This is a genomic window from [Flexibacter] sp. ATCC 35208 (genome assembly GCF_001975825.1).
In the GTDB taxonomy this organism is placed as follows: Bacteria; Bacteroidota; Bacteroidia; order Chitinophagales; family Chitinophagaceae; genus Chitinophaga.
This window is the reverse complement of the sequence record NZ_MTKN01000058.1, coordinates 24,542-51,422: the sequence shown is the minus strand read 5'-3', so window position 1 is coordinate 51,422 and position 26,881 is coordinate 24,542. Positions and strand designations below refer to the sequence as shown.

Annotated in this window: 28 protein-coding genes; 21 read left to right on the top strand and 7 right to left on the bottom strand. The window is 41.7% G+C overall.

All coding sequences use genetic code 11. The annotated features are described in order from the left end of the window. Positions 1 to 621: 621 nt before the first annotated feature. The 4 genes from BW716_RS27455 to BW716_RS36325 form a co-directional block, all read right to left on the bottom strand. Positions 622 to 1,221: a hypothetical protein gene (locus BW716_RS27455; protein WP_083729023.1), complete on the bottom strand. Its 600-nt coding sequence runs from the start codon at positions 1,219 to 1,221 to the stop codon at positions 622 to 624. A gap of 86 nt (positions 1,222 to 1,307) precedes the next feature. Next, positions 1,308 to 1,769, bottom strand: a complete 462-nt coding sequence (locus BW716_RS27450; RefSeq protein WP_083729021.1) for a hypothetical protein — start codon at positions 1,767 to 1,769, stop codon at positions 1,308 to 1,310. Positions 1,770 to 1,777: 8 nt separating this feature from the next. Further along, positions 1,778 to 2,020, bottom strand: coding sequence for a hypothetical protein (locus tag BW716_RS27445; protein WP_083729019.1), 243 nt, complete (start codon positions 2,018 to 2,020; stop codon positions 1,778 to 1,780). 340 nt (positions 2,021 to 2,360) lie between these two features. Continuing rightward, positions 2,361 to 2,684 carry a hypothetical protein gene (locus tag BW716_RS36325; protein ID WP_143709066.1) on the bottom strand — a complete coding sequence of 108 codons (324 nt, stop codon included), beginning with the start codon at positions 2,682 to 2,684 and terminating at the stop codon, positions 2,361 to 2,363. Positions 2,685 to 2,995: 311 nt separating this feature from the next. Here BW716_RS36325 and BW716_RS27435 point away from each other — a divergent pair, with 311 nt between their 5' ends. From BW716_RS27435 to BW716_RS27405, 6 genes are all read left to right on the top strand, one after another. Further along, on the top strand, positions 2,996 to 3,217 hold the full coding sequence (locus BW716_RS27435; RefSeq protein WP_083729015.1) for a hypothetical protein: 222 nt from the start codon (positions 2,996 to 2,998) through the stop codon (positions 3,215 to 3,217). Between the two features lie 2 nt (positions 3,218 to 3,219). Beyond that, positions 3,220 to 3,714 carry a hypothetical protein gene (locus tag BW716_RS27430; protein WP_143709065.1) on the top strand — a complete coding sequence of 165 codons (495 nt, stop codon included), beginning with the start codon at positions 3,220 to 3,222 and terminating at the stop codon, positions 3,712 to 3,714. Positions 3,715 to 4,127: 413 nt separating this feature from the next. Beyond that, positions 4,128 to 4,325, top strand: a complete 198-nt coding sequence (locus BW716_RS36320) for a hypothetical protein (RefSeq protein WP_143709064.1) — start codon at positions 4,128 to 4,130, stop codon at positions 4,323 to 4,325. Positions 4,326 to 4,581: 256 nt separating this feature from the next. Then, positions 4,582 to 4,971, top strand: a complete 390-nt coding sequence (locus BW716_RS27415; protein WP_083729007.1) for a hypothetical protein — start codon at positions 4,582 to 4,584, stop codon at positions 4,969 to 4,971. 185 nt (positions 4,972 to 5,156) lie between these two features. Beyond that, the gene (locus tag BW716_RS27410) at positions 5,157 to 5,435 is read left to right on the top strand and encodes a hypothetical protein (protein WP_083729005.1); all 279 of its coding nucleotides are present in this window, start codon (positions 5,157 to 5,159) and stop codon (positions 5,433 to 5,435) included. 451 nt (positions 5,436 to 5,886) lie between these two features. Continuing rightward, the gene (locus BW716_RS27405; protein ID WP_083729003.1) at positions 5,887 to 6,441 is read left to right on the top strand and encodes a fasciclin domain-containing protein; all 555 of its coding nucleotides are present in this window, start codon (positions 5,887 to 5,889) and stop codon (positions 6,439 to 6,441) included. A gap of 98 nt (positions 6,442 to 6,539) precedes the next feature. Here BW716_RS27405 and BW716_RS27400 read toward each other — a convergent pair whose 3' ends face one another. From BW716_RS27400 to BW716_RS27390, 3 genes are all read right to left on the bottom strand, one after another. Then, positions 6,540 to 7,838 carry a radical SAM protein gene (locus BW716_RS27400; protein ID WP_083729002.1) on the bottom strand — a complete coding sequence of 433 codons (1,299 nt, stop codon included), beginning with the start codon at positions 7,836 to 7,838 and terminating at the stop codon, positions 6,540 to 6,542. 12 nt (positions 7,839 to 7,850) lie between these two features. Continuing rightward, a complete protein-coding gene (locus BW716_RS27395; RefSeq protein ID WP_083729000.1) occupies positions 7,851 to 8,441 on the bottom strand; it encodes a hypothetical protein in 591 nt (196 codons plus the stop codon). A gap of 258 nt (positions 8,442 to 8,699) precedes the next feature. After that, a complete protein-coding gene (locus BW716_RS27390; protein ID WP_083728998.1) occupies positions 8,700 to 9,746 on the bottom strand; it encodes an agmatinase family protein in 1,047 nt (348 codons plus the stop codon). A 251-nt stretch (positions 9,747 to 9,997) separates the two neighbouring features. Between BW716_RS27390 and BW716_RS27385 the strand changes: the two genes are divergently transcribed. From BW716_RS27385 to glgB, 15 genes are all read left to right on the top strand, one after another. Continuing rightward, positions 9,998 to 10,396, top strand: a complete 399-nt coding sequence (locus tag BW716_RS27385) for a cytochrome c maturation protein CcmE (protein WP_083728996.1) — start codon at positions 9,998 to 10,000, stop codon at positions 10,394 to 10,396. A 79-nt stretch (positions 10,397 to 10,475) separates the two neighbouring features. Next, positions 10,476 to 13,010 carry a cytochrome c biogenesis protein CcsA gene (ccsA, locus tag BW716_RS27380; protein ID WP_083728994.1) on the top strand — a complete coding sequence of 845 codons (2,535 nt, stop codon included), beginning with the start codon at positions 10,476 to 10,478 and terminating at the stop codon, positions 13,008 to 13,010. 82 nt (positions 13,011 to 13,092) lie between these two features. Next, a complete protein-coding gene (locus BW716_RS27375; protein ID WP_083728992.1) occupies positions 13,093 to 14,112 on the top strand; it encodes a carboxylesterase in 1,020 nt (339 codons plus the stop codon). 206 nt (positions 14,113 to 14,318) lie between these two features. Then, positions 14,319 to 14,936, top strand: a complete 618-nt coding sequence (locus BW716_RS27370) for a DUF4294 domain-containing protein (RefSeq protein WP_083728990.1) — start codon at positions 14,319 to 14,321, stop codon at positions 14,934 to 14,936. Between the two features lie 148 nt (positions 14,937 to 15,084). Further along, positions 15,085 to 15,561: a hypothetical protein gene (locus BW716_RS27365; protein WP_083728988.1), complete on the top strand. Its 477-nt coding sequence runs from the start codon at positions 15,085 to 15,087 to the stop codon at positions 15,559 to 15,561. Between the two features lie 331 nt (positions 15,562 to 15,892). Continuing rightward, on the top strand, positions 15,893 to 16,624 hold the full coding sequence (gene bshB1, locus BW716_RS27360) for a bacillithiol biosynthesis deacetylase BshB1 (RefSeq protein ID WP_083729033.1): 732 nt from the start codon (positions 15,893 to 15,895) through the stop codon (positions 16,622 to 16,624). A 619-nt stretch (positions 16,625 to 17,243) separates the two neighbouring features. Beyond that, on the top strand, positions 17,244 to 17,798 hold the full coding sequence (locus tag BW716_RS27355; protein ID WP_083728986.1) for a peroxiredoxin: 555 nt from the start codon (positions 17,244 to 17,246) through the stop codon (positions 17,796 to 17,798). An 87-nt stretch (positions 17,799 to 17,885) separates the two neighbouring features. Continuing rightward, positions 17,886 to 18,473 (top strand): carboxymuconolactone decarboxylase family protein, encoded by a 588-nt coding sequence (locus BW716_RS27350; RefSeq protein WP_083728984.1) that lies wholly within the window; start codon positions 17,886 to 17,888, stop codon positions 18,471 to 18,473. 449 nt (positions 18,474 to 18,922) lie between these two features. After that, a complete protein-coding gene (gene rpmB / locus BW716_RS27345; RefSeq protein ID WP_072357217.1) occupies positions 18,923 to 19,159 on the top strand; it encodes a 50S ribosomal protein L28 in 237 nt (78 codons plus the stop codon). A gap of 31 nt (positions 19,160 to 19,190) precedes the next feature. Then, positions 19,191 to 19,373 (top strand): 50S ribosomal protein L33, encoded by a 183-nt coding sequence (rpmG, locus tag BW716_RS27340; protein ID WP_012790733.1) that lies wholly within the window; start codon positions 19,191 to 19,193, stop codon positions 19,371 to 19,373. Positions 19,374 to 19,476: 103 nt separating this feature from the next. Beyond that, entirely contained in the window at positions 19,477 to 19,647 is a 171-nt protein-coding gene (locus BW716_RS27335; protein WP_072357218.1) for a DUF4295 family protein, read from the top strand. A gap of 429 nt (positions 19,648 to 20,076) precedes the next feature. After that, entirely contained in the window at positions 20,077 to 21,033 is a 957-nt protein-coding gene (ftsY, locus tag BW716_RS27330; RefSeq protein ID WP_083728982.1) for a signal recognition particle-docking protein FtsY, read from the top strand. A 303-nt stretch (positions 21,034 to 21,336) separates the two neighbouring features. Further along, positions 21,337 to 22,644 carry a 30S ribosomal protein S12 methylthiotransferase RimO gene (gene rimO / locus BW716_RS27325; RefSeq protein ID WP_083728980.1) on the top strand — a complete coding sequence of 436 codons (1,308 nt, stop codon included), beginning with the start codon at positions 21,337 to 21,339 and terminating at the stop codon, positions 22,642 to 22,644. Positions 22,645 to 22,773: 129 nt separating this feature from the next. Next, positions 22,774 to 24,522 (top strand): DEAD/DEAH box helicase, encoded by a 1,749-nt coding sequence (locus BW716_RS27320; RefSeq protein ID WP_083729031.1) that lies wholly within the window; start codon positions 22,774 to 22,776, stop codon positions 24,520 to 24,522. A gap of 176 nt (positions 24,523 to 24,698) precedes the next feature. Then, positions 24,699 to 26,633 carry a 1,4-alpha-glucan branching protein GlgB gene (gene glgB / locus BW716_RS27315; protein WP_083728978.1) on the top strand — a complete coding sequence of 645 codons (1,935 nt, stop codon included), beginning with the start codon at positions 24,699 to 24,701 and terminating at the stop codon, positions 26,631 to 26,633. Positions 26,634 to 26,881: the final 248 nt, after the last annotated feature.

Below are 26,881 nucleotides of genomic sequence, written 5' to 3'. Positions count from 1 at the left end.
AATGTGGTAAAATCCAATCTCGTACCTTATCTTCGTCTATGAGTCCCAGAATTATTCGTTTTTATTTGCCAAAACAAAAATCCTTAATTCCTGGGACTTCCTTTTTGTCCTTCAAAAAGTGTAAACAACTTCAGTAATAAATCATTTATGTTTTTTTATGACCAGATTGCTATTATTAGTAAGACACTGAATGGTGTTGTTATTGGTGATTTCAATAGAGATGAACCAATAATATTTAATGACCCTAACACACGAACTTTCATAGTTACAAATTATCATGAAACTGTCCATCGAAGCCATAAATATATAATGTTGGTATTGGAACTATTTTTACATTACTATCAAATTTTTGAAGCTTGGGCTTTTGTTTTTTTAAATGAAAATTATAAGAAGATAATTAACCATCCGGAATTTTAATGGACAAGATGAATAACACCTTTATAGAGCTATGTTTGCCGTAAACGATAAACATTCCTGAAATACAGGTTGCAGACCCGCATTCTACAATAAAAAAGAGCAACTTTTTAGTAACATATTATACCCTTTGCAAACTCTATTTCCATACAAGGCATATCTATATTCTAAAGAATTCATCATTCTAATAATAAAAACATCCCCGTATCATAATTTTGCAAATGGTAGCTCATTCAACATATCATATACTTTATAAGATGTTGTATATTTTGTTAAATACTTAAAATTCCAACTTACGGAAGATATTTTAGTCCCAATATCATCATCTAGCCCCTCAAATAAAAAATCAAAATTATCAGGCCATTTGATTGATCTTAATAATTCAACATGCAACGCAGGATCAAACAAAGTGAAATTCGGCCATTCCGGGAATCTATTACTTTCTGCACTGCTATCCAAAATACGACAAGAAGCCAAATCACATTTTGAAAAATCACAATTAACAATATCACCTATTCTCTTCTCGTCATCCCGAACAAAATAGGATGGCCAATTTCCAAAATCATTGCCTGATAACTGCCCCTCAAAAGAACAGCTATCAAAGAAACAGTCAGCCCAGCAATAATTTGTGAATCTTTTTTTGAATATTAATTTTGAATTAATAAAGGAAAGATTGCGCGTGACTAAGAATTTGGAGGTTACATTAATAGTAATATTACAATTTTTAAAAATAGTTTCTCCCCAATAGGAGCTATTGTCTATAATAATCTTTTCCCCCTCAACTAAAGTATAATCAAATGGCACCATAATTTATTAAAAAAGTAATTAAACGCTCCCAATTTAAGAATAAATCCCGTGGCCTCCACTTTAAAGTAACATCAAAGATTACCTATTCAATAACAAGTAATTGTATCTCCTCTTTCAATTATAATATTAATAATGTCATTTGATAGTGTATAATTGTCAGGCAACTTAAGACCCAGCATTTTACTCGTTATGTATTCTATATATCTTTTTTCGCCTTTACTTATGATAAATATCTTTCCCGCATTTAAACCAATGTGAAATTGTAAGTCATCTGGTATTAATATTTGAGGATACTTTTTCAAATAAAAAGAGTAATAACTCGGCCATATCCAAAGCCCATCTGTATAAATAATATTAGGGCCGATTAATTCCCCATCTTCATCGTATAAATTGGATATATAACGAACTATCGAAACTCCACTTTCTAGATAATTACAAATTTCAAATAACTTTTCTTTATCAAGCAAACTATCAGAAAAAAGAGAATTTATTTTTCTAGAGCATGCAATATGCGGATCATGAATTTGCAAAAAACCGACAGCATTCATATTTCATATTAAGGTTTAAATATTTTAAAAACACCTCGTGGAACTATAGGTTTACCTAACTGAAACCAAGAACCAGGATACCCTACAAACATCGGCCTTGTAGGTGCCACAACCATTCCTTGAGACATTGTAGACAATCGTTGAGCAGCTCCCCCTTCTAATGAACCGGACCAACAGGACATCAACCGAATACGAGTACCTGGTTGATAGCCATCAGCAAGCATTTTCGAATACAACTCTTCAACACTCATTCGTTGACCATTAAAAATTAACTCTTCTCAATTCTTAGCTCCATGTACTACGACATCGAACCATCCTTTTCTAGATGGCAAATTAGCCATACTTTCCAAAACTATTTCATCATTTCCGTAACCTGCTAACAATTTACTGCTAGTAGAAAAATCGACCTCCGAAGCAACTTGAACCGATGCAGTGCCTGTCAAATCTAAATATTTTGTTGCACGATATGCTTTGAAAATTTTTAAAACCGGAGGCAAAAGGAACAAAATAAGATTTAAGAGGAAAATATTCCGCTCTACCAGAAGCCTTAAGTTCTTGAGTCTTCCCTGCTTGATCTACATAATGAGAATTTCAATAATTGGATGTTTCGTCTAAAGTATGATTGCCAATAATTGAACCTGTTTCAAGACGACCATCTGGTCTAAAAGACTGATTTGTATTATTAATTACGTATTCGCCATTTTCTCCCCGTGTAGCATAATTATAGTTAACATGTAATTTCCCAAACCACATATTTCTAACCTCTCCACCATATTCTTTAGTATAAGCTTGAGCAGGCCTTCTTTCTGCAGCAGTGGGACCCCAAAGTCCAAAAAACAACGCCCCATTTGGATCGACATTGATAAGAGGATTATATCCAACGATGCTATAATCACTAATGAATGGTCTGGACACTGGATCTGGATTTCATTGCCTACCTATCCTAGAATCATATTCCCAAAACTGTGCTGTATAACTATTACCCTCTATGTTAACTTCTTTACTTTTTTCCTGTCCATTATTAATGTTGATATGCACTATGTAGCTATGAATCCTTTAACACCATTACTTGGAAGATTTGGAGCTGGGCTTAAAATTGATTTAAAAAGTTATTTTGTTATTATTGGAGGGAAAAAGGAGATACTAAGGTCCGTTTTACCGGCGTCGTAAAAGGAGATGATTATCCTAACACCGAATTCTTTGTTAAGGATGTTAAGGGAAACCCTTTGGCATTAGGTTTTGATGTTCGCGGTGATTCACCATTTAACCTCGGAGGAGGGCCAAGTGAAACACTATTCCGTTTTGATATAGAAGTGGATCTAAATAAAGACGGCTCATTAGGGAATACTGTCAGATTTAAAGATGAGAAAGGAACATCACATTCAATGACTTTGAAAGAATGGAATGATAAATACTTAAATGCTGATGTAAATCGAAAAAAAGAATAACTATGCGACAATTGCGTACCTTAATTTTATTTTTTCTATTAAGTTCCTGCCGTACGGAAAAAGAAATGCATATCATTCCGCGTGGATATGTTGGTTGGGTTGTTATCGCTTTTAAACAAAAGGATGGCGTAAATATTGCACTAAAAAATGGATTTAGAGTGTATGAAATACCTGAGAACGGAGTTTTAAAGGTGAAAGAAGACTCAAATGATGGTGTATTTGAAGAGTCAGATATATTGTTTCTTCAATGTAAAGGAGATAATTCTTATGACACTTTGAAGTTTTTTACAGGGTGGATAACGGAAAACAGGTTTAAGAAACAACGTATTGAATTGGAGCCATCTAAAGTAATAGTTCAGGCTCCAGGTGTATTGGGGGGTGAGGCAGTAAACAACTCAGGAGGGTACTTTTATTTTGTTGGCCAAATCAAAGATTCTATGTTCGCCGAGAAAAGCTATGAAGCATTCCTGATTAAAGCAAATAATATAATCAAATAGCATGATGAAAAATTGCTGGCTGGAAGTTAGATAAAAAGAAGCCAACCAATTAATTGAAATAGATAGAAAAGTCTAAGTTTTGTGCTATTGGTTTTTGTTTTAATAAAAATACTGACACGGATGATTTCTTTAGCATTGGATTTCGTGATTCAGATTCTGTTTGTATTGATAAGATAATAGGAAAAGTGATAGTTTGTTTCTGAGGATCAACTACTTATTCTTCTGTTCCTAATACGAATTTTAGTGAGGTTACATTAAGTCTTGATTACTTGATGGCAAATAATTTGGTAGAGTGTCAGAGAACTAATAGGGAGCGCAAGCAATGTATATGGAGGGGGGTAGGCACTGAGGGAAGTATTCTTGTAGGTAATGTCGCATCTCGACCTCAAATTTTGGAAGCGGCAATTCATCACATGCAAAGAATCAAATATGTTGGAGAATATGTGCAAGATGTTTTAAGCAAAGCTCGGTTAGAAATTGAATCTCAAGACCATTTGCTTAAAATTGGAAAGAAAGAGGGGGCTGCATCAGAAATGGCTGAAATACAAAAGGTTAAGGAGACTTGGCAGGAATTTTATAATACATTAAAGGGAGCTACAAAAAGTGAATGAAATTATGGAAGTTATAGTTTCGCAGGTTTTTCAAACAAGCCTTGGTCTAATTGCAGTTTTGAACTTCCCCAATTCTGTTGTTCCGATGGTTAATATGAGATTAATAAAAGGAGATATAATTTATTTAATTAAGGGTGTACAATTTGAAAGTCCAAGACAGAATGAAGCTATGGGTGGTAGACAATTTAGTTGTTTTGGCGTTCACAAACATTAAAGACTTAATTGAGCCATAACTCCTAAAAAATAAATAAAAATCATGAAGGATGCGATTATAATAACAGATTCAACGTTTGAATTATCGGACTTTAAGGCCTATGCAAAGCGCTTATTTGAGTTTAAGGAGGCAAATGAATCTAAAATTGAATATTATATTCCCTATGAACAGGAAAGTTATTTTTCCATATCAAAAGATAACAGTATGTTCGATCTGATGGAACCCTATGAAAAAAAAATAATAGCGTCTGAATTTGAAACGTTTAATATTTTTGCAAGCCTATTTTACGACTTTCGTTATGTACAAAGTTTAGTGGCATCTATTCCATCTGAAAGAAAGATTTTTATTGATAATGACCACGGAACAATTATGCGAAAGGAAGACTTTTTGAGTCTTAATTCTTATGAGGAGTTTATTAAAGGATTTGAATGAAGGGCTTAGTTTGTATGTTTAATTATGCACAAGACGGTGAATTTGAAATTCTCTTCACAGGTTTCTATTCGTATACAGGTTGTGTAACCCAAAAATCATAAACTACTGAGTCGTAATTGTCTCTTTTTTATTTTTTAATTCTACGTTTTTCCAGAGCAACTCTGATGAAAAATTAAACTTGGAACATGACATTAAGAGATCTCATTATTAATATATCCGACATAGATGGGACTTTAACTATCTATATGTTAGATTTATTCAATCCTGAATCAGATGTAGTTCTCATTGAGCAAGATCAGGCAGATAATAATTTAAAAATAGTTAATGGACAAGAGTATCATTATTTGCTTGAAGTCTTTTTGGCTAAGGAAATTATCGAAGATTTTGTTGTTACACAAGGCCGAGAACCCTCAACGGAAGAAGCTCTTAAATGGGTATATGATTACGGTATTAAGGATGGATGATGTTGTCGTAAGGGGAAATCACGCTTGCTTTTTATATTCAAATAAATTTCATTGCATTGCTTGTAGAAGTGCCAACCTTACATAAGCCAGTTATGCAGGGAGGATTATAGCCCTCTGTTAGATACGATTATACCAAGAATGAAATACTAGGGAAGTTTAATTCAAATATTCTTACTTCTGAAAATATACAAAATCCTACGTGCAATCTCCCGTTATCCTCTCCATCGGCAAATTAAACCCCATACTGCTAATCCTTTTAATGTCCTTATGCTATACTTATAGCAGGATCGTTATAGCTTCACCGGCGTTACCAAAACTCCCTATATACGCACTAATCCGTTTTTCAGTTTTCCTTTTTACCCCTTTTAAAACAATAACATTTTCTTGAAAACCAGCCAATTATATCCCCCGTAGATAAAGGTGTTAACAATCCTAATTAAAATTTTCAATTATGAAAAAACTGGCACTGTTTGCATTGATCGCCTTTGCAACAATCATTACATCTACATCTCAGGCGCAGGAAAAAACAGTTATGGTAGGAGGTGCTGCTATGTATCCTTCTAAAAATATCATCGAAAATGCTGTTAATTCAAAAGATCATACTACACTCGTCGCCGCTGTAAAAGCTGCTGGTCTTGTAGAAACACTGCAGGGAGCAGGTCCTTTCACCGTTTTCGCACCTACTAATAAGGCTTTTGACAAATTGCCAAAAGGTACTGTCGAAACATTGCTTAAACCAGAAAACAAATCCATGCTGCAGGGTGTACTCACTTACCATGTTGTAGCCGGAAATCTGGATAGTAAAGCGATTTCAGAGCTGATTAAAAAAGGGAATGGCAAAGCGGAATTAACAACTGTGCAGGGTGGAAAATTATGGCTCTGGATGGAAGGTGGTAAACTGATGATCAAAGATGAAAAAGGTGATGTGGCAAAAGTAACGATTAAGGATGTTCATCAGAGCAATGGAGTGATTCATGTGGTTGATCAGGTATTGATGCACAAATAATCGCTTCGGATTTTTGCTTAAAACAAAAGAGTTTGCTTAAACAAAAGAGCTTGTATCTTATCCTGATACAAGCTCTTTTAATTCAAATATTCTTCCAACTAAAAATGTGCAAAATCCTGCGTGTAATCTCCCGTTATCCTCTCCATCGGCGGGTTAAAATACCCATACTTCAAATGCGGGAACTCTTCATGTATCAAATCCTGCAATTGCTTCACACCCAAACACTGACCGGGGTCTGTAATTCCTAATCTTCCGAGATACCAATCCGGATCAATATTGAAATTCCTCCACTGTATCATTTTCAGATTCGTATCCCTGATCAGCTTCCGCAGCGCCTCATATTCATCCTCACTATCCGTCATTCCTGGAAACACGAAGTAGTTAATAGATGTCCATCCATTGAACTCATTCACCACTTTCAAACTCTCCACGATATCTTCGAACTGATAATTATTCGGTCTGTAATAAGGCGTATAATACTTCTCCTGCGCAGAATTCAAACTCACACGAATACTATTCAACCCTACCTTACACAACTCTCTCACCGCATCCGGCTTACTACCATTCGTATTGATATTGATACTACCCTTCGACGTATGTTTCCTCATCTCAATGATCGACTCACGGATCGTCTCCCACATCAGCAACGGCTCTCCTTCACAACCCTGTCCGAAAGACACGATCGGGAAAGGCGCTGTTTCCAGGTGCGGTACGGTGAATTCTACAATCTCTTCCGCTGTCGGCTTAAACCGCAAACGATCCTGTGTAGAAACAATCGTTTCCTCTTCCGGCTGGAACGAAATACAGCCAATACAATTGGCATTACAAGCCGGTGATGAAGGAATCGGACATTCCCAACGACCCATAAAATAATTACGCGCCGCAGGACAATGATACGTCAGCGCACAATTATCAGCCAGGTGTTTTACCAGTCTGTTATGCGGATATGCCTGGATCAGGTCTTTTACTCCCTGCTTTACTTTCTTCTCATCAAAACCACCACATTCCTGTCTGATATCATCTTCAATTCTCACTGCCGGTACATAAAACTTCCCATCCAGCCAACCTACTGCTGTATAGCAGAACAATGGCAGGGTAGGAGCATCCGGCATGGTTTCATATGCCGCTATATAAAATCCTGTATGCGCAGGGGGAATAAAGGCAGCTACCGCCCATCCTTTATCGCACAACTGCATCTCGCCGGTTTCGGCATTCAATCCAATTCCACGGCGACCAGGCAATTCATACAATGACCCGCCTTCCGGCAGTTCTATCCATTCGTCCAGTTCTATAGGCCATGCATCCCAGCCACTACGGCCGGTGGTAAGCATGGTTGTATCTTCGAAAATATTCCCCTGACCGTCGGAATATAAAATGTACGGCGACTGTTTTAACATACTGAGTTGTGATTAAAGCCTGCTCTTAAAAAATGCATTCATTTCAGCTTCTTTATCTGCACCGGGTTCATCCAAAACTTCCAGTTGCAGTACTTTGTTGTCTTTAAAGTCTAAAGTGAGCAGGTCGTTGCGCAAAATTAAGTTATTCAGGCGGCTCCAGCTAATCACCTTTTCTGAAAAGGTGGTAGGCAGGATAGCGCCATTGATATCTACTTTAATATAGGAAGGCATGAAAATCTTGTATTCTGCATAACCAATGTACGCTGTGGCAATACCTGTGAGGAACAGGAAACCGGCTACCAGCGGCTGCATATGGGTTAGCACATACAAACACCCTGTCAGACAGGCAAATGCCTGTACAGTACGTGCAAGACTATTGGCAGACTGTATATTCTTAAACCTCCTCATCATAAAAGGGAAGACAAGGCTCCCAATGCCGAGCAGGAAAAAGAATCCTGCCACCGCCCAGTTGGGATCCGGCCTGTTGTAAATACCGATGGTAATTAATAAGAAAAGTATGCCGATGAGACCATGCATAGCTGGCTGCAACCGCAAGCGGGTCATGGCATTGGGATGTAAGATCCTTATTTTATAAGATTGCATGAGTGAAATTACTTGTTATAAAAGCCCGCTGGTATAAAAGTATGCTGGCATTCCTTGTTATGAAGGCATGCTAGTATTATTTGTTATAAAAGTATGCTGGCATTCCTTGTTATAAAGGCACGCTAACATTACTTATTATGAAGGCATGCTAACATTATTTGTTATAAAAGTATGCTAACATTCCTTGTTATGAAGGCACGCTAACATCACTTATTATGAAGCCCGCTAACATTACTTATGATGAAAACCCCGCTGGCATTACTTATTATCCGGATGCACCATCAAATTACATAATTTAAAAAGCACTCTCGCACCCACATTCGCATCCCACTCTTCATGCGCGCTGCTTACCTCACTCAAATCAAACCCAATCAGCTTACGACCACTCGCCAGGATCTTTGCAAATAAATAATAAATCTGCTCGCACTCAAAACCTCCCGGCACCGGCGTACCCGTATGCGGACACAACTTAGGATCCAGACCATCTATATCAAAACTGATATACACCTGTTGCGGCAACCTATCCACCACTTCATTCGCAATCGTCGCCCAGTTCCCCCCTTCGTACTGATGGTGTTTGATATCCCTGTCAAAGAAAGTATTGACCCTTTCTTTATTATTCTCAATGTATTGCAGTTCTTCTTCGCAGTAATCACGTATACCTAGTTGAACAAGTTTCGTCACGGCCGGTACTTCGTTCAGCACATTATACATAATAGATGCATGGGAGTACTGGAAACCCTCGTACCCATTGCGCAAATCGCAATGCGCATCGATCTGCAGAATACCGAATTCACCTTTCTCTTCCGCCAGCGCTTTAATATAGCCAAGCGGAGTTGAGTGATCTCCACCTACCAGGCCTACGAGCTTGCCTTGTTCCAATAAAGATTTGGTTTGACTATATACCCACTCGTTCATGAGCGCAGTACCTTTATTTACGTCTACGAGCGTCTTTTTCAGAAATTCATTTTCGGAAATATCGCCACCTTCTATGAGGAATTTGAGGTAGAGCTCAGCTTCTTTGCGGAGGTAATCGCTACGGAGCAACATATGCTTGTCCGGGTCGCGCATGTAAAAGCCTTTTCTCCACCCTTCTTTTACATCAGGATCCAGGAGGTCGATCTGTAACGACGCTTTACAGATTTGTTCAGGCCCTCTTGCAGTACCGTGACAGTAGGAAACCGTCACCTCCCATGGAATAGGGAGTAAGACGAGTGATGCATCCTCTTCAGTGGTTGGTAAACCAAAGATATTGTTGGATACCAGGCTGACAGAATTAGGATCAAAGTTGGATAAATCCGCCATGATTATGAAGTTCTTATACTAATTTTCGGCGCAAAGATAGTACTTTATATATAAAGCGGTATTGCACAGCGTGGCCCCGAAATGAATACACAAAGGCAGAGCCGGCTTTTATGATAAATATCATGTTCCCTTTCATGTAAAAATTCCACTTTCAAACCTCATTTTGCCGTAATTTTGCGCATCGAAGTGTGAATGATGCGCATTGATGGATAAAAAAACACATTAAGGGGAAGCTTAAGATCTATTACGATATGAAGAAGTCTAATATTGTTTTATTGGTGTTGATTGCTGTAGCAATTGGGGTGATTGTAACAGTGGCCGGTGATTTCAGCACCTATGAAACATTCGCCACAGCTCGTCAGAAAGAAGGAAAAGAGTTCCAGGTGATCGGAAAACTGGATACCACCAAAACTATGCTGTATGATCCTGCAAAGGATGCTAACCTGTTTACCTTTTATGTACAGGACAAATCCGGTGAAGTCTGCAAAGTAATTTATTTCGGTACTAAACCCACTGACTTCGAAAAAGCAGAAAGCGTCGTGCTGACTGGCAAAATGATCAAAGATGGAGAATTTCATTGTGGCAAGATCCTCATGAAATGCCCGTCTAAATATAAAAATGACCAGGTAGCGGTTGGCAACAAAGTATAAGCCATTCGCTTTATAATATTAAAATAGTAGTTAATGGCCCGCACCGTCGGGCTATTTCTTCATTCTAGCACCAATTATCTTGAAGACGACATATATAGGAGAGCATTTATTGCCAGGGCAGTTTGGACATTTTTTTGCAGTTCTGGCGTTCGTAGCCTCGATAGTGGCCACTGCCAGCTATTGGGTGAGCGTACGTACCGACGATGAGGTAAAGAAGCGTTCCTGGAAGCTGCAGGGCCGTTGGGCATTTATCATTCAGGCAGCATCCGTATTTGCCGTATTTGCTTGCCTGTATTATGCATTGTACAACCACTTTTTTGAATATAAATATGTATGGCGCAACTCAAGCCGTGATCTTCCGGTTAGTTTGCTGTTGTCCAGTTTCTGGTCTGACCAGGAAGGTAGTTTTATGCTCTGGTCTATCTGGCAAAGCATACTGGGTCTCGTACTGATCCGTACCACTAAAAAGTGGGAAGCGCCTGTGATGACCATGCTCTCATTTGCACAGGTTTGTCTGGGCAGTATGCTGATCGGTATTTTCATTTTAGATTACAAAGTGGGTAGCAACCCGTTCCTGTTGTTGCGTCATGCAGCGGAAAACCAGGGGCTGCCATGGGTAAATAGTCCCAACTACCTCAACTTTATCAAAGATGGTAATGGTCTGAACCTGTCCCTGCAGAACTACTGGATGGTGATTCACCCGCCGATATTGTTCCTGGGTTTTGCTTCTACAGTTGTACCTTTTGCTTTTGCCTTTGCAGGTCTGTGGACAAGAGAATACAAAGAATGGATCAAACCAGCCCTGCCATGGGCCTTGTTCAGCGCTGCTGCACTGGGTCTTGGTATTATGATGGGTGCTGCATGGGCGTATGAGTCGCTGACATTTGGTGGTTACTGGGCATGGGATCCGGTAGAAAATGCCTCCCTGGTGCCATGGCTCACGCTGGTAGCGGGTATTCACACCCTGCTGGCCTTTAAGTCATCCGGCCATGCGCTAAAAGCGACCTTCTTTTTCTTCTTTATTACCTTTATTTTAATACTGTACTCTACCTTCCTGACCCGTAGCGGTGTATTGGGCGATACTTCTGTACACTCCTTTACGGACCTGGGTATGAGCGGACAACTGGCCTTCTTCCTCTTTGCGTTCATTCCGGCTTTTGCCATGCTGATCGCGCGCAGGAAAGAGATCCCGACCATTCACAAGGAAGAAAGTACTTATTCCCGCGAGTTCTGGCTCTTTATCGGTTCCCTGATCCTGATGATTGCCGCTATCCAGATCACTTTTACCACTTCCATCCCGGTGTGGAACAAGCTGATTAACAACCTGGGTATCAAGAAACTCCTCCACCTTACAAATGATATTGCACCTCCTGCGGATGGTGTATTCCATTATAATAAGATCCAGATCTGGGTGGCGATCGTGATCGGTATACTCACCGCTGTCGTGCAGTTCCTGAAATACAAGGATACGCCGAGAGGGGAGTTTACCCGTAAACTGATGATCCCGACAGCATTGGCACTGGTTGCGACCGTGCTTTCCGGCTGGCTGGGCAAAGTAAACTACGATGCTTACGGTGCGGGTTTCCTGATGGCGATCTACCTGATGATGTTTGCGAGCTACTATGCGATCATTGCGAACATCGCTTACATCTGGATCGGTCAGAAAGGTAAGCTGAAGGCGGCAGGTGCTTCTGTGGCACATATCGGTTTTGGTATGGTGCTGCTGGGTATCGTGATCACTTCGTCCAAGAAAGAAACCATTTCAATCGACAGGATGAAAATGCTGGATGGCGGTTTCTTTGGTGCCAACAGTAAGGAGAATCCACGTGAGAACCTGATGCTGCCACGTAATTTCCCTGTGCAGATGGGAGATTACCACGTCACCTACGCAGGCGACTCCTTGCCGGCGGGCGAATCGAAGACATTCTACCTGGTAAGGTACGATCGTAAAGATCCTGCTACCGGTAAAACACTGGAAGCCTTTACCTTACATCCGGATGCGTTCCTGAGCAACAAGGGAGAAGCGACGTTGACACCAAACCCGGATTCAAAACATTATTGGAACAAGGATATCTTTACTTATATTACAGCTGTTCCTTTGAAAGAAGATGACAGCGATACGGCGACTTATCAGCCGCATGTGGTAGCACAGGGTGATTCTATCTTCTTCTCCAACGGGTACATGGTGATGGAAGGCCTTGATCCTCAGCCAACCAGCCGTAATTATGCTGCTGAGCCAAATGACCTGGCTGTGGGTGCAACCCTGAAAGTGTATACCAAGAACAATGACCAGTACAACCTGAAGCCGATTTACCTGATCCGCGACAGTAGTTACGAATATAATATCCCGGATACCGTGGCACCACTGTCACTCTATGTTCGCTTTAGTAAGATCCTGCCAAAGGATAAAAAGGTAGAACTGGAAGTAAAAGAATCCACCGTTTTCAGGGATTACATAGTGATGAAGGCCTTCATCTTCCCATTCATCAATGTATTGTGGATAGGGGTGATCGTAACGGTGATCGGATTCATTATGAGTATGTTCCAGCGCTTGCGTCAAAACAAAGAAAAGCCAGCTATAAAGAAACCTTTGACAAAAGAAAAGGTAGTTTAATAGTCTGACGATATAAATGAATTGATACAGGTAATAATCCCGGTTATTACCTGTATTGTTTTTTAATAATAATTCACTCTCCATGAATAGCAGATGGCTGCGCGTTTCTCTTATGATCCTTACGTCTTTGGTGTTGGTATATTACCTGGGGCCAAGGCCTGCTGTGCCGGTGTATGATCCAAAGTTTCCGCAGGTACCTGACAATGTTGCGGAGCTGGACAAATACGTTCGTCAGAAAGAGGCACAGCATAAACTGAAGCCGGATAATGAGGCGAGGATCGTGTGGCGTGATTCCCTGCATGCGAGAACGGAATATGCGGTGGTGTACCTTCATGGTTTTTCGGCCAGTCAGGGAGAGGGGAACCCGGTGCACCTGGATTTTGCAAAGCGATATGGTTGTAATCTATACCTGTCCAGACTGGATGCACATGGACTGGATACGACAGAGCCATTGCTGACCATGACAGCGACGGGGTTATGGAAGGATGCCAAGGAAGCGCTGGCGATCGGGAAGGCATTGGGGGAGAAGGTGATCCTGATGGGCACATCTACAGGTGGTACGCTGGCATTGGAGCTGGCGGCGACGTATCCGAATGATGTGTATGCGGTGATCAATATGTCACCAAATATTGAGATTAATAATGACATGGCTTTTTTGACGAATAATCCGTGGGGGTTACAGTTGACGAGGATTGTGATGAATGGGGATTATAATGAGTCGAAGGATAAAGATTCGCTGCGGGCGCAGTATTGGTATACGCGATACAGGCTGGAAGCGGTAGGGGAGTTGCAGGGATTGCTGGAAACGACGATGGTGCCGGCTACGTTCAGGAAGATAAAGCAGCCGGTATTGAATTTATATTATTATAAGGACCAGAGACACCAGGATCCGACGGTGAAGGTGAGCGCGATATTGAGAATGGAGAATTGGCTGGGTACGGCGGATAGTTTGAAGGAGGCGGTGGCGATACCGGAGGCGGGGAGTCATGTGATTGGGTGTTATATGACATCGCATGATGTGATGGGGGTGGAGAGGGCGATCAATGAGTTTGCGCAGCGGAAGTTGAAGATGGATACAGTGATGCAGAAGGCAGATAATTGAGTTTAACGCAGGGCGGATGATGGAGAAAGTGCTGGGGGTGGATAATTGAGTTTGTTTTGAGATTTGTGGATGCAGGGAATTGAACTTACTGCCGGCCACAGGCCTGTTTTGCGGAAGGAGAAAGCAGGAAATATCATAAAAGATTAATATCAGTTCCTATTGATATTTACCTTAACTTTAGCAAAGTATTAGGAATACTTTAAGAAATGGGTCGTTCAATATCCGCATTCTTCATTGTTATCATGCTTTGCCTCTTTAGTCGTGTAGGGGTCTTTGCTCAGACCAAACACGGTCTGGATAGTATCCCTGTCAGTGCTATTATAGTCAATGGCGACACCATTCCAAGCATTACTCTCCGCATAGTAGAAGTTATCGATAAATTACCGAAGAAGTTCCGTAAACAGCGAGAAGCGTGGACGCGTCTGCGCAACGCGGTGTATGTAACTTATCCTTATGCAGTGCAGGCTTCCAGGATTCTGAAAGATGTGAATAGCAGACTGGCTGCTTTGCATGACAAAAAGGATCGGAAGGCTTACCTGGCAAGTGTAGAGAAACAGATGAAGGCGCAGTTCGGCGATAAGCTGGAGAATTTGTCTATTTATCAGGGGCGTATATTAATGAAGTTGATAAACAGGCAGACTGGTCAGAACTGTTATGAGATCATTAAGGAATTGAAAGGAGGGTTTTCTGCACGGATGTGGCAAACGGTGGCTTTCTTTTTTGGGGGAAATTTGAAGAGTGAGTATGATTTGGATGAAGATAAGGATATAGAGGCGATTGTGCAGGAGATAGAGATTTATAGGGGATCGAGGGCGTCTAATTAAGAGAGCGTAGGGATTATAGCCAGATAGCTTCAATCCGGTAGTTCCGGGCCTATCATTGATGACTTTAGTGGATTAACCCAATGGCTCTCAGCCTATATTTAACAAGACATTGAAGCGGCGGTTGCCGCTTTTTTTATAACTTTCACACATGCGATTCAAAATTATTTTAGGCGGCCTCCTGCTTTGGAGTGCAGCAACCATGGCCCAGGACAGCGTATTGTACATTGTTGACAGTGTAGAGGCGACGAATGGCCTTGAGCAACTTACACCCGACAAGATCGCCCTTATTAATATTGTGAAAAGCCCGACTTTACAGGCGCAGTATGGCGCTAAAGCGGCGAATGGGATCATGTATATTGAGACCAAGCCATTTGCACGCAGGCGGTATAATCGGTTATTTACCAGTTTGTCACCTGCTTTTGAGGCGGCGATTAAGAAATATGGGGATGATAGTAAATTCCAGTACATACTGGATGGTACTAAGATAGATGACAACTCGGTGAATATGTTGGCGGCGCTGGAAAGGAAAAATATTACCAGCCTGGTAGTGGTGGATGGAGACGCGCTGAAGAAGACGTATGATGTGAAGGATAGGAAAGTGGGGGTGATCATTACATCGAAATAAAACGATATGAAACCTTGTTGTGGGGCGGGTACTCACAAATAATATAAACATCCATAATATGGAAGAGGCAGGTATTTATCTCAGAATGGATGTTTTTCTCTATTTAAAATAAGCATCCTATACGAAAGGAACAGGTGTTCTATTAGAATGGATGTTTTTCTCCATTACAATATGCATCTTTTATACGAAAGGAACAGGTATTCCTATTAAAATGGATGGTTTTCTCCGTATAAAATATGCATCTTTTATACGAAAGGATCACATATTCCTCTCAGGAAGGATGTTTTTCTCCATTAGGGTTATATTTGCACCCGAAAGGAAAGAATTCAAGATGAAATTAGACATATTAGCAATAGTTGCGCATCCCGATGATGTGGAGCTGGCTTGTGCAGGTGCCCTCATGGTACATGCGGCACAGGGAATGAAAGTAGGCGTACTGGACCTGACAAAGGGAGAATTGGGCACGCGGGGTACCCCCGAAACCCGTGCCGCAGAGGCGGCAGATTCTTCCAGGATAATGGGACTGGATGTAAGAGAAAACCTGGGATTGCCGGATGGCTTTTTCAGAAATGACACAGAAGAGCAATTGCAGGTGATCGCGATGATCAGGAAATATCGCCCTGAAATAGTGCTGACGAATGCCCGTGAGGACCGTCATCCGGATCATGGACGTGCGGCGGTGCTGGTGGCAGATAGTTGCTTTTTATCTGGTCTGAGGAGAATAGAGACAACATTAGATGGACAAGAGCAGGAAGCCTGGCGCCCAAAACAGGTATTCCATATGCTGCAGAATAAAATAGAAAACCCTGATTTTGTGATAGATATCTCTGCTGTAATAGAGCGGAAGAAGGAAGCGATCAGGAGTTTTAAGACACAGTTTTTAGCCCCGGCGGCGGACAATGAGCCTGCTACTTATATTTCTTCACCTGCGTTTTTTGAGAATATTATCAGCCGTGACAGGTCATTTGGCCAACTGGTTGGGGTAGAATATGCAGAAGGGTTTACGACAGCTAAAATGCTGGGAATCAAAAGCTTTAATGACCTTATTGGAAATGTAACCTGAAGTAGGGAAGCCTGGAAATGACCAATTTTGAGGAACGTGTTGTAGAACTGGGGTGCATAAAACACACAGTTCCTTTGCCATATATAAATAACGAAGGAACAGCTATTTTATATTATTAAAAAGATTGGAATAATTAAGGGCAATAAAACTCTGTTTCCCGATCTGGGAATAGAAAATGGTATGAGTACGGTACACCGTTGCTCTTCAAACATTAGATGAACAGATCTTGAGTGGCATCAAATTCATCATGTTTACTGAAACTGTTTTTAATGAACGGAATCAGAGCAAGGCCTATCGTAATTATCACTAAGAGTACATTTTTCGCTTTCATATCCTGTCGTTTTATTGTAAATGGATGAGTATACTTATATAACTAAATAACGTGCCAAAAAGTTACGTTTCCTTTCGAAAAACGTTAAGAAAGTATTAAACAGGGGAAAAAGTGAAACAAGAATTGAATTTCATCAATGCTGTACAGGCGCACTGAAGTATATAGACTTTTTCAATAACCTATTAGGAAAAATCTATTTGACTAATTATGAATAGACAGTGACCTTTGCACCGGAAATTTGACCGCAGGTAGAAATAGTAACCAACAATATAAATAATCATCAAGTACATGAAGAATGCAACTTTGTCTCTGGGTGCACAGTTCCCTGAGTTTAAGAAAACGGCAGTAGTATCTATCGAGAAAGGAAAAGAGTTTTACGAACTGAGTTCAGAGGAGCTGAAAGCTTCCGGCAAATGGTTAGTGATGTTCTGGTGGCCTAAAGATTTCACTTTTGTATGTCCTACAGAAATCGCTGAGTTCAACAAAGCTTACCAGGATTTCGTAGACCGTGATGCGATCCTGATCGGTGCTTCTACCGACAGTGAGTTTGTACACGCAGCATGGAGAAGGGATCACGAAGATCTGCGTGGTCTGCAGTTCCCAATGCTTGCTGACACCAGCAAATCTCTGGCTACAGAATTAGGTATCCTGGAAGAAAATGAAAAAGTTGCTTACCGTGCTACTTTCATTGTTGATCCTCAAGGTATTGTACGTTGGGTATCCCTGTATGACCTGAACGTAGGTCGTAATGTGAAGGAAGTACTGCGCGTACTGGATGCACTGCAGACAGACGAGCTGTGCCCTTGTAACTGGGAAAAAGGTCAGGCTACCCTGAACGCATAATTTTTTATTTCGAGGTCCATAGTCAGCGCCTTTAAGGTTGTCCGGCTATGGACTTTTTCTTACCCGTAACTTTGTAATATTATATATATGTTCGCAACATCCAATCAGGATACAGCTGTGCAGTTGCTGCAGGCAGTGGGATTGACCGAGAGTGCATTATCTACCAGTTTACATGCATTAGCCAATTCAGACGCAAGATATCTGAAAGATTTGAAGATAAATGTGACGAATGGTCTGAATTCCATCAACTTAACCAAGAAGGAAGCTTACCTGATCGGTTTGTCAGTAGCGGTAAATGAAAAGAATGCAGCGTTGCATGCAGCATTTGAAAAGCTGGCAGTAGCAGAAGGTGCGAATGATAAAGAGGTGGCAGAAGTGATCAGCTGTACCAGTCTGCTGGTAGCTAATAATGTATATTACCGTTTCCGTCACTTTGTGAAGAAAGAGTTCTATACTACCCAGCCAGCAGGTATCCGTATGAGTATCATGGCGAACCCAATTTTAGGAAAAGAATTCTTCGAATTGATAAGTTTAGTAGTTTCTGCTTTGAACGGATGTGAAATGTGTGTATCTTCGCATGAAGAAGCACTGATAAAACACGGCACCACCCAAAACCGTATCTTAGATGCAGTTAGGCTGGGCGCGGTTTTGAGAAGTTTAATCGTGTTACTGTAAGTGATAGGTTTCTTACCGGGAAAGATCTTACCGAAAGAACAATAATCCTGAAATTCGTCATTGCCATGGGCATTTCGGAGGGATGAATGGCCTGCCGACAGTTGATGTGGATAAATTTTTCAAGGTGCGGAAGTCTGGTTAAATACTGTTGTAAAACAGGACGGGGCTAACCATCGAAGGTAGCAGGTATTGTCCGCCATAAGGCTGTACCCGAATACTGGCTGAAGAGGAAAGCTATTGAAGTACTGCCGAAAGGTGGTCATTTAATCAGGTTTTTAAGGTGTGGATAATTAATATTTATTTGCGCGATGCGCAATGTAAATAATTGAGGACCACCGCTTAATGTTGAAAAACATTACAATAAAATATTTTTATTCATTAATCACGGAATGTGATAGTTTGCAAATTCAAAATAATTTGCGACTTTTGCAGTCCAAAATTTTTCTATCATGGCAAGAGTATGTCAGGTGACAGGAAAGAAGCCTATTACGGGTCACCATGTTTCCTTCTCTAACATTAAGACTAAGAGAAGATTTCTGCCTAACCTGCAGAAAAAACGTTTTTTCCTGGCGGAAGAGGATCGCTGGATATCTTTGAAAGTTTCTGCTGATGCGTTAAGAACCATCAACAAAAACGGTTTGTATGCAGTAGTTAAAGAATTGCGTGCAGCTGGACAAACAATCTAATCGTAAGCATTCAACTTAATTTGTATACAAAATGGCAAAAAAAGGTAACAGGGTGCAAGTAATACTGGAGTGCACAGAACACAAAACTTCTGGTCAGCCAGGTACTTCCCGCTACATCAGCACCAAGAATAAAAAGAACACTCCTGAGCGTCTGGAGTTGAAAAAGTACAATCCTATTTTAAGGAAAGTAACTGTACACAAAGAAATCAAATAATTGATCGTTAATGTTAGTAGTTAATCGTTTATCCTATTGATGCGATTGGCAATTGACTGGATAGATTTTTGACAATTCACTTAACTTTTAAGTAAAAAATATTATGGCAAAAGCAGCTTCCAAGAACTCGAAAGTAAAAGATGCTAAAGCAGCCGCTGAATCCAAGGTTTGGACTAAGGTAATCAAGGCGGTACGTTCTCCGAAAACTGGTGCATATACCTTTAAAGAGGCTATCGTGCACAAGGACAAGGTTCAGGAGTACATGGCTAAGTAATTCGGCTTTACTAAACTATATTTAAAGCTGTCTCGTTCAAAAACGGGGCAGCTTTTTTGATTTATATAATATAATAGGACAGGTCTGTACGGATTTAATAAAATAGGACCGTCTGTACTGGCAGAATAGGAGGAGTGAGTTCAATCAGGCATTGAATGATACGAGGGGGAGTTCGGGTTTGAAAGGGGAGATTTACTTCGGGATTGATTCTATAAAAGAGATTTTGGGTTTAAGTTTGATCACTGAAACGGAGGATTCAATTTTGGAGCCGATCGTTCTATTCAATTCAAATGAACCCCACCAAAACGACCGCTTCCAACGGTTATAATACTATTTTATTACCCAGCTCCACATTTTTCAGTAAATTGGCGCTGTATTTTATATTTCATCCACATTTGTTCAGTCCGTCGCGGTAAAAAACAGACAGCTATGAGTTTTTTCAATAAGCTTTTTTCAAGAGAAAAGAAGGAAAGCCTGGATCAGGGATTACAAAAGACAAAAGAAAGTTTCTTAAACAAGCTTGGTCGTGCCATCGCCGGAAAATCTTCCGTTGATACCGAAGTCCTCGATAACCTCGAGGAAGCCCTCGTATCTGCAGATGTAGGCGTGGATACCACTGTACAGATCATCGATAGGATCGAAAAAAGAGTATCTAAAGATAAATACCTGGGTACCGGAGAACTGAACAAGATCCTGCAGGAAGAAATCGCCAGTCTCCTGGTCGATGCACCTGACAGCGGTTTTCGTGACTTCGATACCCCTGCCGGCAAAAAGCCTTATGTTATTATGGTCGTAGGCGTAAATGGTGTTGGTAAAACTACCACCATCGGTAAACTCGCTTACAACTTCAAGAAAGCCGGCAAAACCGTCATGCTCGGTGCGGCAGATACCTTCCGCGCAGCAGCAGTAGACCAGCTTACGATCTGGAGCGACCGCGTAGGCGTGCAAATCGTAAAGCAGGCCATGGGCTCCGATCCGGGAGCAGTTGCCTTCGATACCGTACAGAGCGGTGCTGCCAAAGATGTAGATGTGATCATTATAGATACAGCCGGCCGTTTGCACAATAAAGCCCACCTGATGGATGAGCTGAGCAAGATCAAACGCGTAATGAAGAAAGTACTGCCTGAAGCCCCCCACGAAGTACTGCTGGTATTGGATGGTTCTACCGGTCAGAATGCACTGGAACAGGCCAAACACTTTACCGCTGCTACCGAAGTAACTGCCCTGGCCATCACCAAACTGGACGGTACTGCCAAAGGTGGGGTGGTACTTGCCATCGCAAACCAGTTTAAAATTCCTGTTAAATATATTGGTATCGGCGAGAAGATGGAAGATCTGCAAGTCTTTAATAAAGTAGAATTTGTAGACTCCCTATTTAACATTTAAACACTGATGCAGCATAGCACTAAATAAACGCCCTGTAACAATTGCGGGGCTTTTTATATATCCAAAAAAAATACAATTTCTGACAATAGGTTCACTAAATAGACGTTTATACGTAAATGAGAATTGACAATTCGTAATTAATTAATTACCTTTGCAATTCTTTGAACAAATATAACCCCCACTAAGGCTCATAGTCACTAAACAGCAAGTCTCGCTGTTCTATTCAGTTTCGTGTCTGGATGTCTTCGTGGCGGTAATCAGACAAGCCATCTGCTTGTTTGCCCGATAAAAAATTATTCGCGCTTGAAGACAAAAACTTTAAAGAAAGATAAGGTTAATATTATTACGCTTGGATGTTCCAAGAACATGGTAGATTCTGAGGTACTCAGCGGACAGCTGCTTGCCAATGAAATTGATGTGGTACACGAGAGTGCTAAAAAAGATCATAATATCGTAGTGGTGAACACCTGCGGTTTTATCGACAAAGCAAAAGAGGAATCCATCAATACCATTCTTGAACAGGTAGAACTGAAACAAGGCGGTCGTCTCGACAAGGTCTATGTGACCGGTTGTCTCAGTGAACGTTATCGTGGGGATCTTGAATCAGAAATTCCAGGTGTGGATGCCTGGTTCGGTACCATGGAGCTGCCGCTCATCCTCAAGAAATTTGACGCTGATTATAAAGCAGAACTGCTCGGCGAAAGATTGTTGAGTACACCTACACATTATGCCTATCTGAAAATTGCAGAAGGTTGTAACCGTACCTGCTCATTCTGTGCGATTCCTTTAATGCGCGGTGGACACGTGTCCAAGCCTATGGAAGCGATCATTACAGAAGCAGAGAAACTGGTGAACTCCGGTGTGAAGGAGATCATGCTCATTGCACAGGAACTGACTTATTATGGTCTGGATCTGTATAAGCAACGTAAACTGGCAGATTTATTGCGTGCTTTGGCGAATGTAAAAGGATTGGAGTGGATCCGTCTTCACTATGCTTACCCGCACAAATTTCCAATGGAAATATTGGATGTAATGAAGGAGTTCCCGAACATCTGTAATTACATCGATATGCCGCTTCAACACGCTGCTGACAATATGTTGAAATCCATGAAGCGCCAGATCACCCGCGTGGAAATGGAAGAATTGGTAACAGCTATCAGGGAAAAAGTTCCCGGCATTGCACTCCGTACTACACTGATCACCGGCTATCCCGGTGAAACGCTGGAAGATGTGGAAGAACTCAAAGCCTTTCTCGAAAAGATGCGTTTCGACAGGGTAGGGGTCTTTACCTACAGCCATGAAGAAGGTACCAGTGCCTATGACCTGGAAGATGATATCCCGGCAGAAGAAAAAGAACGCAGAGCACAGGAGATCATGGAAGTACAACAGGAAATCTCTCTCGAAAAAAATCAGGAGATGGTTGGAAAGATCTACCGCGTGATTGTCGACAAAAGAGAATCAGGCCGTTATCTGGCACGTACTGAATTCGATTCGGTAGAAGTAGATAATGAAGTAATTATTAGCACTAACAAGCGCCTGAAATCCGGTGAATTTGTCAACGTAAGAATTACGAAGGCTTACGATTATGACCTGGAAGGTGAACTTGTATAAGTGTACATCCAACGCAGGTATGAATGCGTAAGTTTTGTTCATAGAAACAACAGGAAAAGTAACCCAGTGCATAGAATTCACTGGGATGATATACCAGGGCTCCCGACGGAGCCTGATCAAAGCAAATCAATGATAACATTTGAAACATTAGGCTTACAAGAGCCCCTTTTAAAAGGAATCCAGGACCTCGGATTCGTAGCGCCTACACCAATACAGGAAAAAGCTATTCCTGTTCTATTGGGCGGAGATAGAGACTTCGTAGGTTTAGCCCAGACGGGCACAGGTAAGACGGCAGCATTTGGCCTGCCTTTGTTACAACAGATAGATATTAAACAGCGTCACCCTCAGGGGCTTATATTATGCCCTACCCGTGAACTATGCCTGCAAATCACCAATGACCTGAAGAACTTCAGCAAGCACCTGGGAGATGTAAGCATCGTAGCGGTATATGGCGGTTCCAGCATTGTACAGCAATTGCGCGACCTGAAGAGAGGCGTACACATCGTGATAGCTACTCCTGGTCGTTTGCTGGATATTATTGACCGTAAAGCGGTTAATTTCACAAACGTACGTTATGTTGTACTGGATGAAGCAGATGAAATGCTGAACATGGGTTTCCAGGAAGACATCAACAGTATTCTTTCCAACACTCCTGAAGGGAAAACCACCTGGTTGTTCTCCGCTACTATGCCACAGGAAGTACGCCGTATCGCTCAGAAATACATGACCGATCCGTTCGAACTGACAGTAGGTAACAAGAACAGCGGTAATGTCAACATCGAGCACGAATACTACATCGTACGTCCCCGCGAAAAATATGCGGCGCTGAAACGTATCGTGGATTTCAACCCTGAGATCTTCGGTATCATCTTCACCCGTACTAAAATAGAATCACAGGAAATCGCAGAATCACTGATTCGTGATGGTTACAACGCCGATGCTCTGCACGGTGACCTGACCCAGCAACAGCGTGATAAAGTGATGAAGCGCTTCCGCGAAAAATCACTGCAGGTACTGGTAGCAACTGACGTTGCTGCACGTGGTATCGACGTTGACAACGTAACACACGTTATCAACTACGAACTGCCTGATGACGTAGAAAACTACACGCACCGTTCCGGTCGTACCGCACGTGCCGGTAAATCAGGTATATCTATCGCTATCATCAGCAGCCGTGACATCGGTAAAATCCGTCAGATCGAACGTGTGATCGGTAAGAAATTTGTGAAGGCAGAAGTGCCAGATGGTTTTGCAGTATGTGAAAAACAACTGTTTGGCCTGGTGCATAAAGTTCACGCCGTAATTGTAAACGAAGAGCAGATTGAACCATACCTGGAACGTATATATGAAGAGTTCCAGAACATGAGCAAAGAGGAGATCATCAAACGTTTCGCTTCTCTTGAGTTCAACCAGTTCCTGGAATACTACCAGGATGCACCTGATCTGAACGTGAAGGAAGAAAAACGTACTTTCGAAGCTGGTGCTGAACGTGGTGCACGTGGTACTGGTAAATTCACCCGTCTGTTTATCAACCTGGGTTCAGTAGATGACTTTACCCGTGGCGATATGCTGCGCTACCTGTGCGATACCAGTGGCGTACGTGGTAACAAGATCGGTCGTATTGATCTGAAAGGTGTTTACTCCTTCTTTGAAGTAGAAAACGATGTAGTAGATAAATTCCAGGAGACTTTCAAGAAAGCTGATTACAATGGTCGCAGCGTGAGAATTGAAATGTCACAGGATGGTGATCGTCGCAGAAGCGGTGGCCCGGGTGGCGGAGGTCGTAGCCGTGAAGACGGTGGTGGCAAACGTCGTTGGGAAGGTAGCGGTAGCGGCAGTGGAGCAGGTTCACGCCCAGGATATAAGAAGAGATATTAATCGACTTAAATGAATATTAGAATCCCGTCTCGTTATTACACGAGATGGGATTTTTGTTTTTAGGAAGGAAGCCTTCGCCGGATTTTATTATGGCCGGATAGTTGATGATATGATCACGATTGGGCTTCCAAATTCAAAATTTGAACTATCTTGTATCCACAGTCCTTTCCCGGTTTATGACTAAAGAAAACACGCATCAATTACAGCCCGTAGAGCCCTTTTCACTCTTTTCTGAACAAGATATTACATTGTTTCAGGAGGGCAAACACCCGCATCTTTATGAAAAATTTGGCTCCCATCAAACCACGTTTCAGGGGGTGAATGGTACGTATTTCGCCGTTTGGGCCCCAAATGCGACGTACTTGTCCGTGATAGGAGACTTCAATGACTGGGACCAGCATCGTCACCATTTGTACCCCCGATGGGACAAATCGGGGATTTGGGAAGGATTCATTCCGCAGGTAGAAGCAGGGGTATGCTACAAATATTTTATCCGGTCCAATTCGGGGGAGGAACTCCGCAAAGGGGATCCTTATGCTAACTACTGGGAACTGCGTCCCAAGACGGCATCTATTACCTGGGAGCTGGATTACAAGTGGAACGACAGCAGCTGGATGGAGACACGGAGTCAGCACAATAGTCTGCAGAGTCCATATTCAGTGTACGAATTGCATTTGGGTAGCTGGCAGCGGCCAGATCCGAATGACCACGAGGTATTTTACAATTACGGTGAAATAGCCGCAAAATTGATCCCATATGTACAGGAAATGGGTTTTACCCATGTGGAACTGATGCCGGTAATGGAACACCCTTTTGACGGTTCATGGGGATATCAGGGAACGGGGTATTATGCACCTACTTCCCGATATGGTACACCGCAGGAATTCATGGCATTTATAGATGCGTTTCACCAGGCAGGTATCGGTGTGATCCTGGATTGGGTGCCTTCGCATTTTCCATATGATGAGCATGGGTTGTTCCGTTTTGACGGCAGTCATACGTATGAATATGCTGATATGCGGAAAGGTTTTCATCCTGACTGGAACAGTTACATCTTCAACTATGCGCGCAATGAAGTGCGGTCTTTCTTATTGAGCAATGCCATATTCTGGCTTGATAAATTTCATGCAGACGGATTACGTGTGGATGCTGTTGCGTCTATGATACATTTGAATTATTCACGCGAAGCAGGTGCATGGGAACCCAATGAGCATGGGGGAGAGGGGAACCTGGAAGCGATTTCTTTTCTGAAGAATATGAATGCCACCATTTATTCACTCTTTCCGGATGTGCAGACGATCGCTGAGGAGTCTACTTCTTTTTACGGGGTGTCAAGACCCGTGTTCATGGGTGGATTAGGATTTGGGATGAAGTGGATGATGGGCTGGATGAATGATACGCTGGCGTTTTTTAAACGGGATCCTTACTACAGGAAGTTTCATCAGGATCAGCTTACATTTAGTATCGCCTATGCATTTACGGAGAACTTTATGTTGCCATTGAGTCATGATGAAGTAGTGCATGGAAAATCGCCGATGTTGTATAAGATGCCGGGTGATGACTGGCAGAAATTTGCGAACCTGCGTTTGATGTATAGTTATATGTTTACGCATCCGGGTACGAAGTTGTTGTTTATGGGTGATGAGTTTGGGCAAACATCGGAGTGGAATTATAAATCCCAGCTGGACTGGCATTTGATGGAACATCCGTCACATCAGGGTTTGAAAGGATTTGTAAAGGCATTGAATCATTTGTATAAGACAGAGCCGGCATTGTACATCAAGCAGTTTGAGTATTATGGATTTGAGTGGGTGAATGTGTCGGACTATGATAATAGTGTGTTGTCATATTTAAGAAAAGGCAAAGAGGATTCGGATAATATATTAGTCGTATTAAATATGACGCCGATAGCGAGAGAGAATTATTTGCTGGGGATAAATGAAGGAGGCAGCTGGAAAGAGATATTGAATAGTGATGCGCCAGCGTTTTTTGGCAGTGGAGTCGTTAATACCGCTGTGGTGAAAGCAACAGAGCAGGCGTATAATGGAAAAGATTATACACTGTTGTTACGACTGCCGCCATTGGGGGCTGCTATATTCAAAAAAGTATAGATGTTATTCGTATTGATAAAGTTAGTAGTCCTTTCCCTTTGGGAAGGACTTTTTTATGGGTCAATGTTTGCGACAAAATCCCTGAATTCCGCGATGAATCCCCATCAGGAAGAGTACTAAATTGCACACAGAATTAAAAACCACTCTTCGTAAAAAATTGAATGATAGTTTATTGAGAAGTATATGAGCAATAATTATACGCTGTTAAACTTTTGTTTATTTTTTCGATCTAAAGTAAGCTTACTGAA

What these genes read in the sequence shown, in the direction of transcription:
- BW716_RS27455 (WP_083729023.1), bottom strand. Translation starts at nt 1,221, where the DNA reads ATGGTGCCATTTGATTATACTTTAGTTGAGGGGGAAAAGATTATTATA.
- BW716_RS27450 (WP_083729021.1), bottom strand. Translation starts at nt 1,769, where the DNA reads ATGAATGCTGTCGGTTTTTTGCAAATTCATGATCCGCATATTGCATGC.
- BW716_RS27445 (WP_083729019.1), bottom strand. Translation starts at nt 2,020, where the DNA reads ATGAGTGTTGAAGAGTTGTATTCGAAAATGCTTGCTGATGGCTATCAA.
- BW716_RS27430 (WP_143709065.1), top strand. Translation starts at nt 3,220, where the DNA reads ATGCGACAATTGCGTACCTTAATTTTATTTTTTCTATTAAGTTCCTGC.
- BW716_RS36320 (WP_143709064.1), top strand. Translation starts at nt 4,128, where the DNA reads ATGCAAAGAATCAAATATGTTGGAGAATATGTGCAAGATGTTTTAAGC.
- BW716_RS27415 (WP_083729007.1), top strand. Translation starts at nt 4,582, where the DNA reads ATGAAGGATGCGATTATAATAACAGATTCAACGTTTGAATTATCGGAC.
- BW716_RS27410 (WP_083729005.1), top strand. Translation starts at nt 5,157, where the DNA reads ATGACATTAAGAGATCTCATTATTAATATATCCGACATAGATGGGACT.
- BW716_RS27405 (WP_083729003.1), top strand. Translation starts at nt 5,887, where the DNA reads ATGAAAAAACTGGCACTGTTTGCATTGATCGCCTTTGCAACAATCATT.
- BW716_RS27400 (WP_083729002.1), bottom strand. Translation starts at nt 7,838, where the DNA reads ATGTTAAAACAGTCGCCGTACATTTTATATTCCGACGGTCAGGGGAAT.
- BW716_RS27395 (WP_083729000.1), bottom strand. Translation starts at nt 8,441, where the DNA reads ATGCAATCTTATAAAATAAGGATCTTACATCCCAATGCCATGACCCGC.
- BW716_RS27390 (WP_083728998.1), bottom strand. Translation starts at nt 9,746, where the DNA reads ATGGCGGATTTATCCAACTTTGATCCTAATTCTGTCAGCCTGGTATCC.
- BW716_RS27385 (WP_083728996.1), top strand. Translation starts at nt 9,998, where the DNA reads ATGAAGAAGTCTAATATTGTTTTATTGGTGTTGATTGCTGTAGCAATT.
- BW716_RS27375 (WP_083728992.1), top strand. Translation starts at nt 13,093, where the DNA reads ATGAATAGCAGATGGCTGCGCGTTTCTCTTATGATCCTTACGTCTTTG.
- BW716_RS27370 (WP_083728990.1), top strand. Translation starts at nt 14,319, where the DNA reads ATGGGTCGTTCAATATCCGCATTCTTCATTGTTATCATGCTTTGCCTC.
- BW716_RS27365 (WP_083728988.1), top strand. Translation starts at nt 15,085, where the DNA reads ATGCGATTCAAAATTATTTTAGGCGGCCTCCTGCTTTGGAGTGCAGCA.
- bshB1 (WP_083729033.1), top strand. Translation starts at nt 15,893, where the DNA reads ATGAAATTAGACATATTAGCAATAGTTGCGCATCCCGATGATGTGGAG.
- BW716_RS27355 (WP_083728986.1), top strand. Translation starts at nt 17,244, where the DNA reads ATGAAGAATGCAACTTTGTCTCTGGGTGCACAGTTCCCTGAGTTTAAG.
- BW716_RS27350 (WP_083728984.1), top strand. Translation starts at nt 17,886, where the DNA reads ATGTTCGCAACATCCAATCAGGATACAGCTGTGCAGTTGCTGCAGGCA.
- rpmB (WP_072357217.1), top strand. Translation starts at nt 18,923, where the DNA reads ATGGCAAGAGTATGTCAGGTGACAGGAAAGAAGCCTATTACGGGTCAC.
- rpmG (WP_012790733.1), top strand. Translation starts at nt 19,191, where the DNA reads ATGGCAAAAAAAGGTAACAGGGTGCAAGTAATACTGGAGTGCACAGAA.
- BW716_RS27335 (WP_072357218.1), top strand. Translation starts at nt 19,477, where the DNA reads ATGGCAAAAGCAGCTTCCAAGAACTCGAAAGTAAAAGATGCTAAAGCA.
- ftsY (WP_083728982.1), top strand. Translation starts at nt 20,077, where the DNA reads ATGAGTTTTTTCAATAAGCTTTTTTCAAGAGAAAAGAAGGAAAGCCTG.
- BW716_RS27320 (WP_083729031.1), top strand. Translation starts at nt 22,774, where the DNA reads ATGATAACATTTGAAACATTAGGCTTACAAGAGCCCCTTTTAAAAGGA.
- glgB (WP_083728978.1), top strand. Translation starts at nt 24,699, where the DNA reads ATGACTAAAGAAAACACGCATCAATTACAGCCCGTAGAGCCCTTTTCA.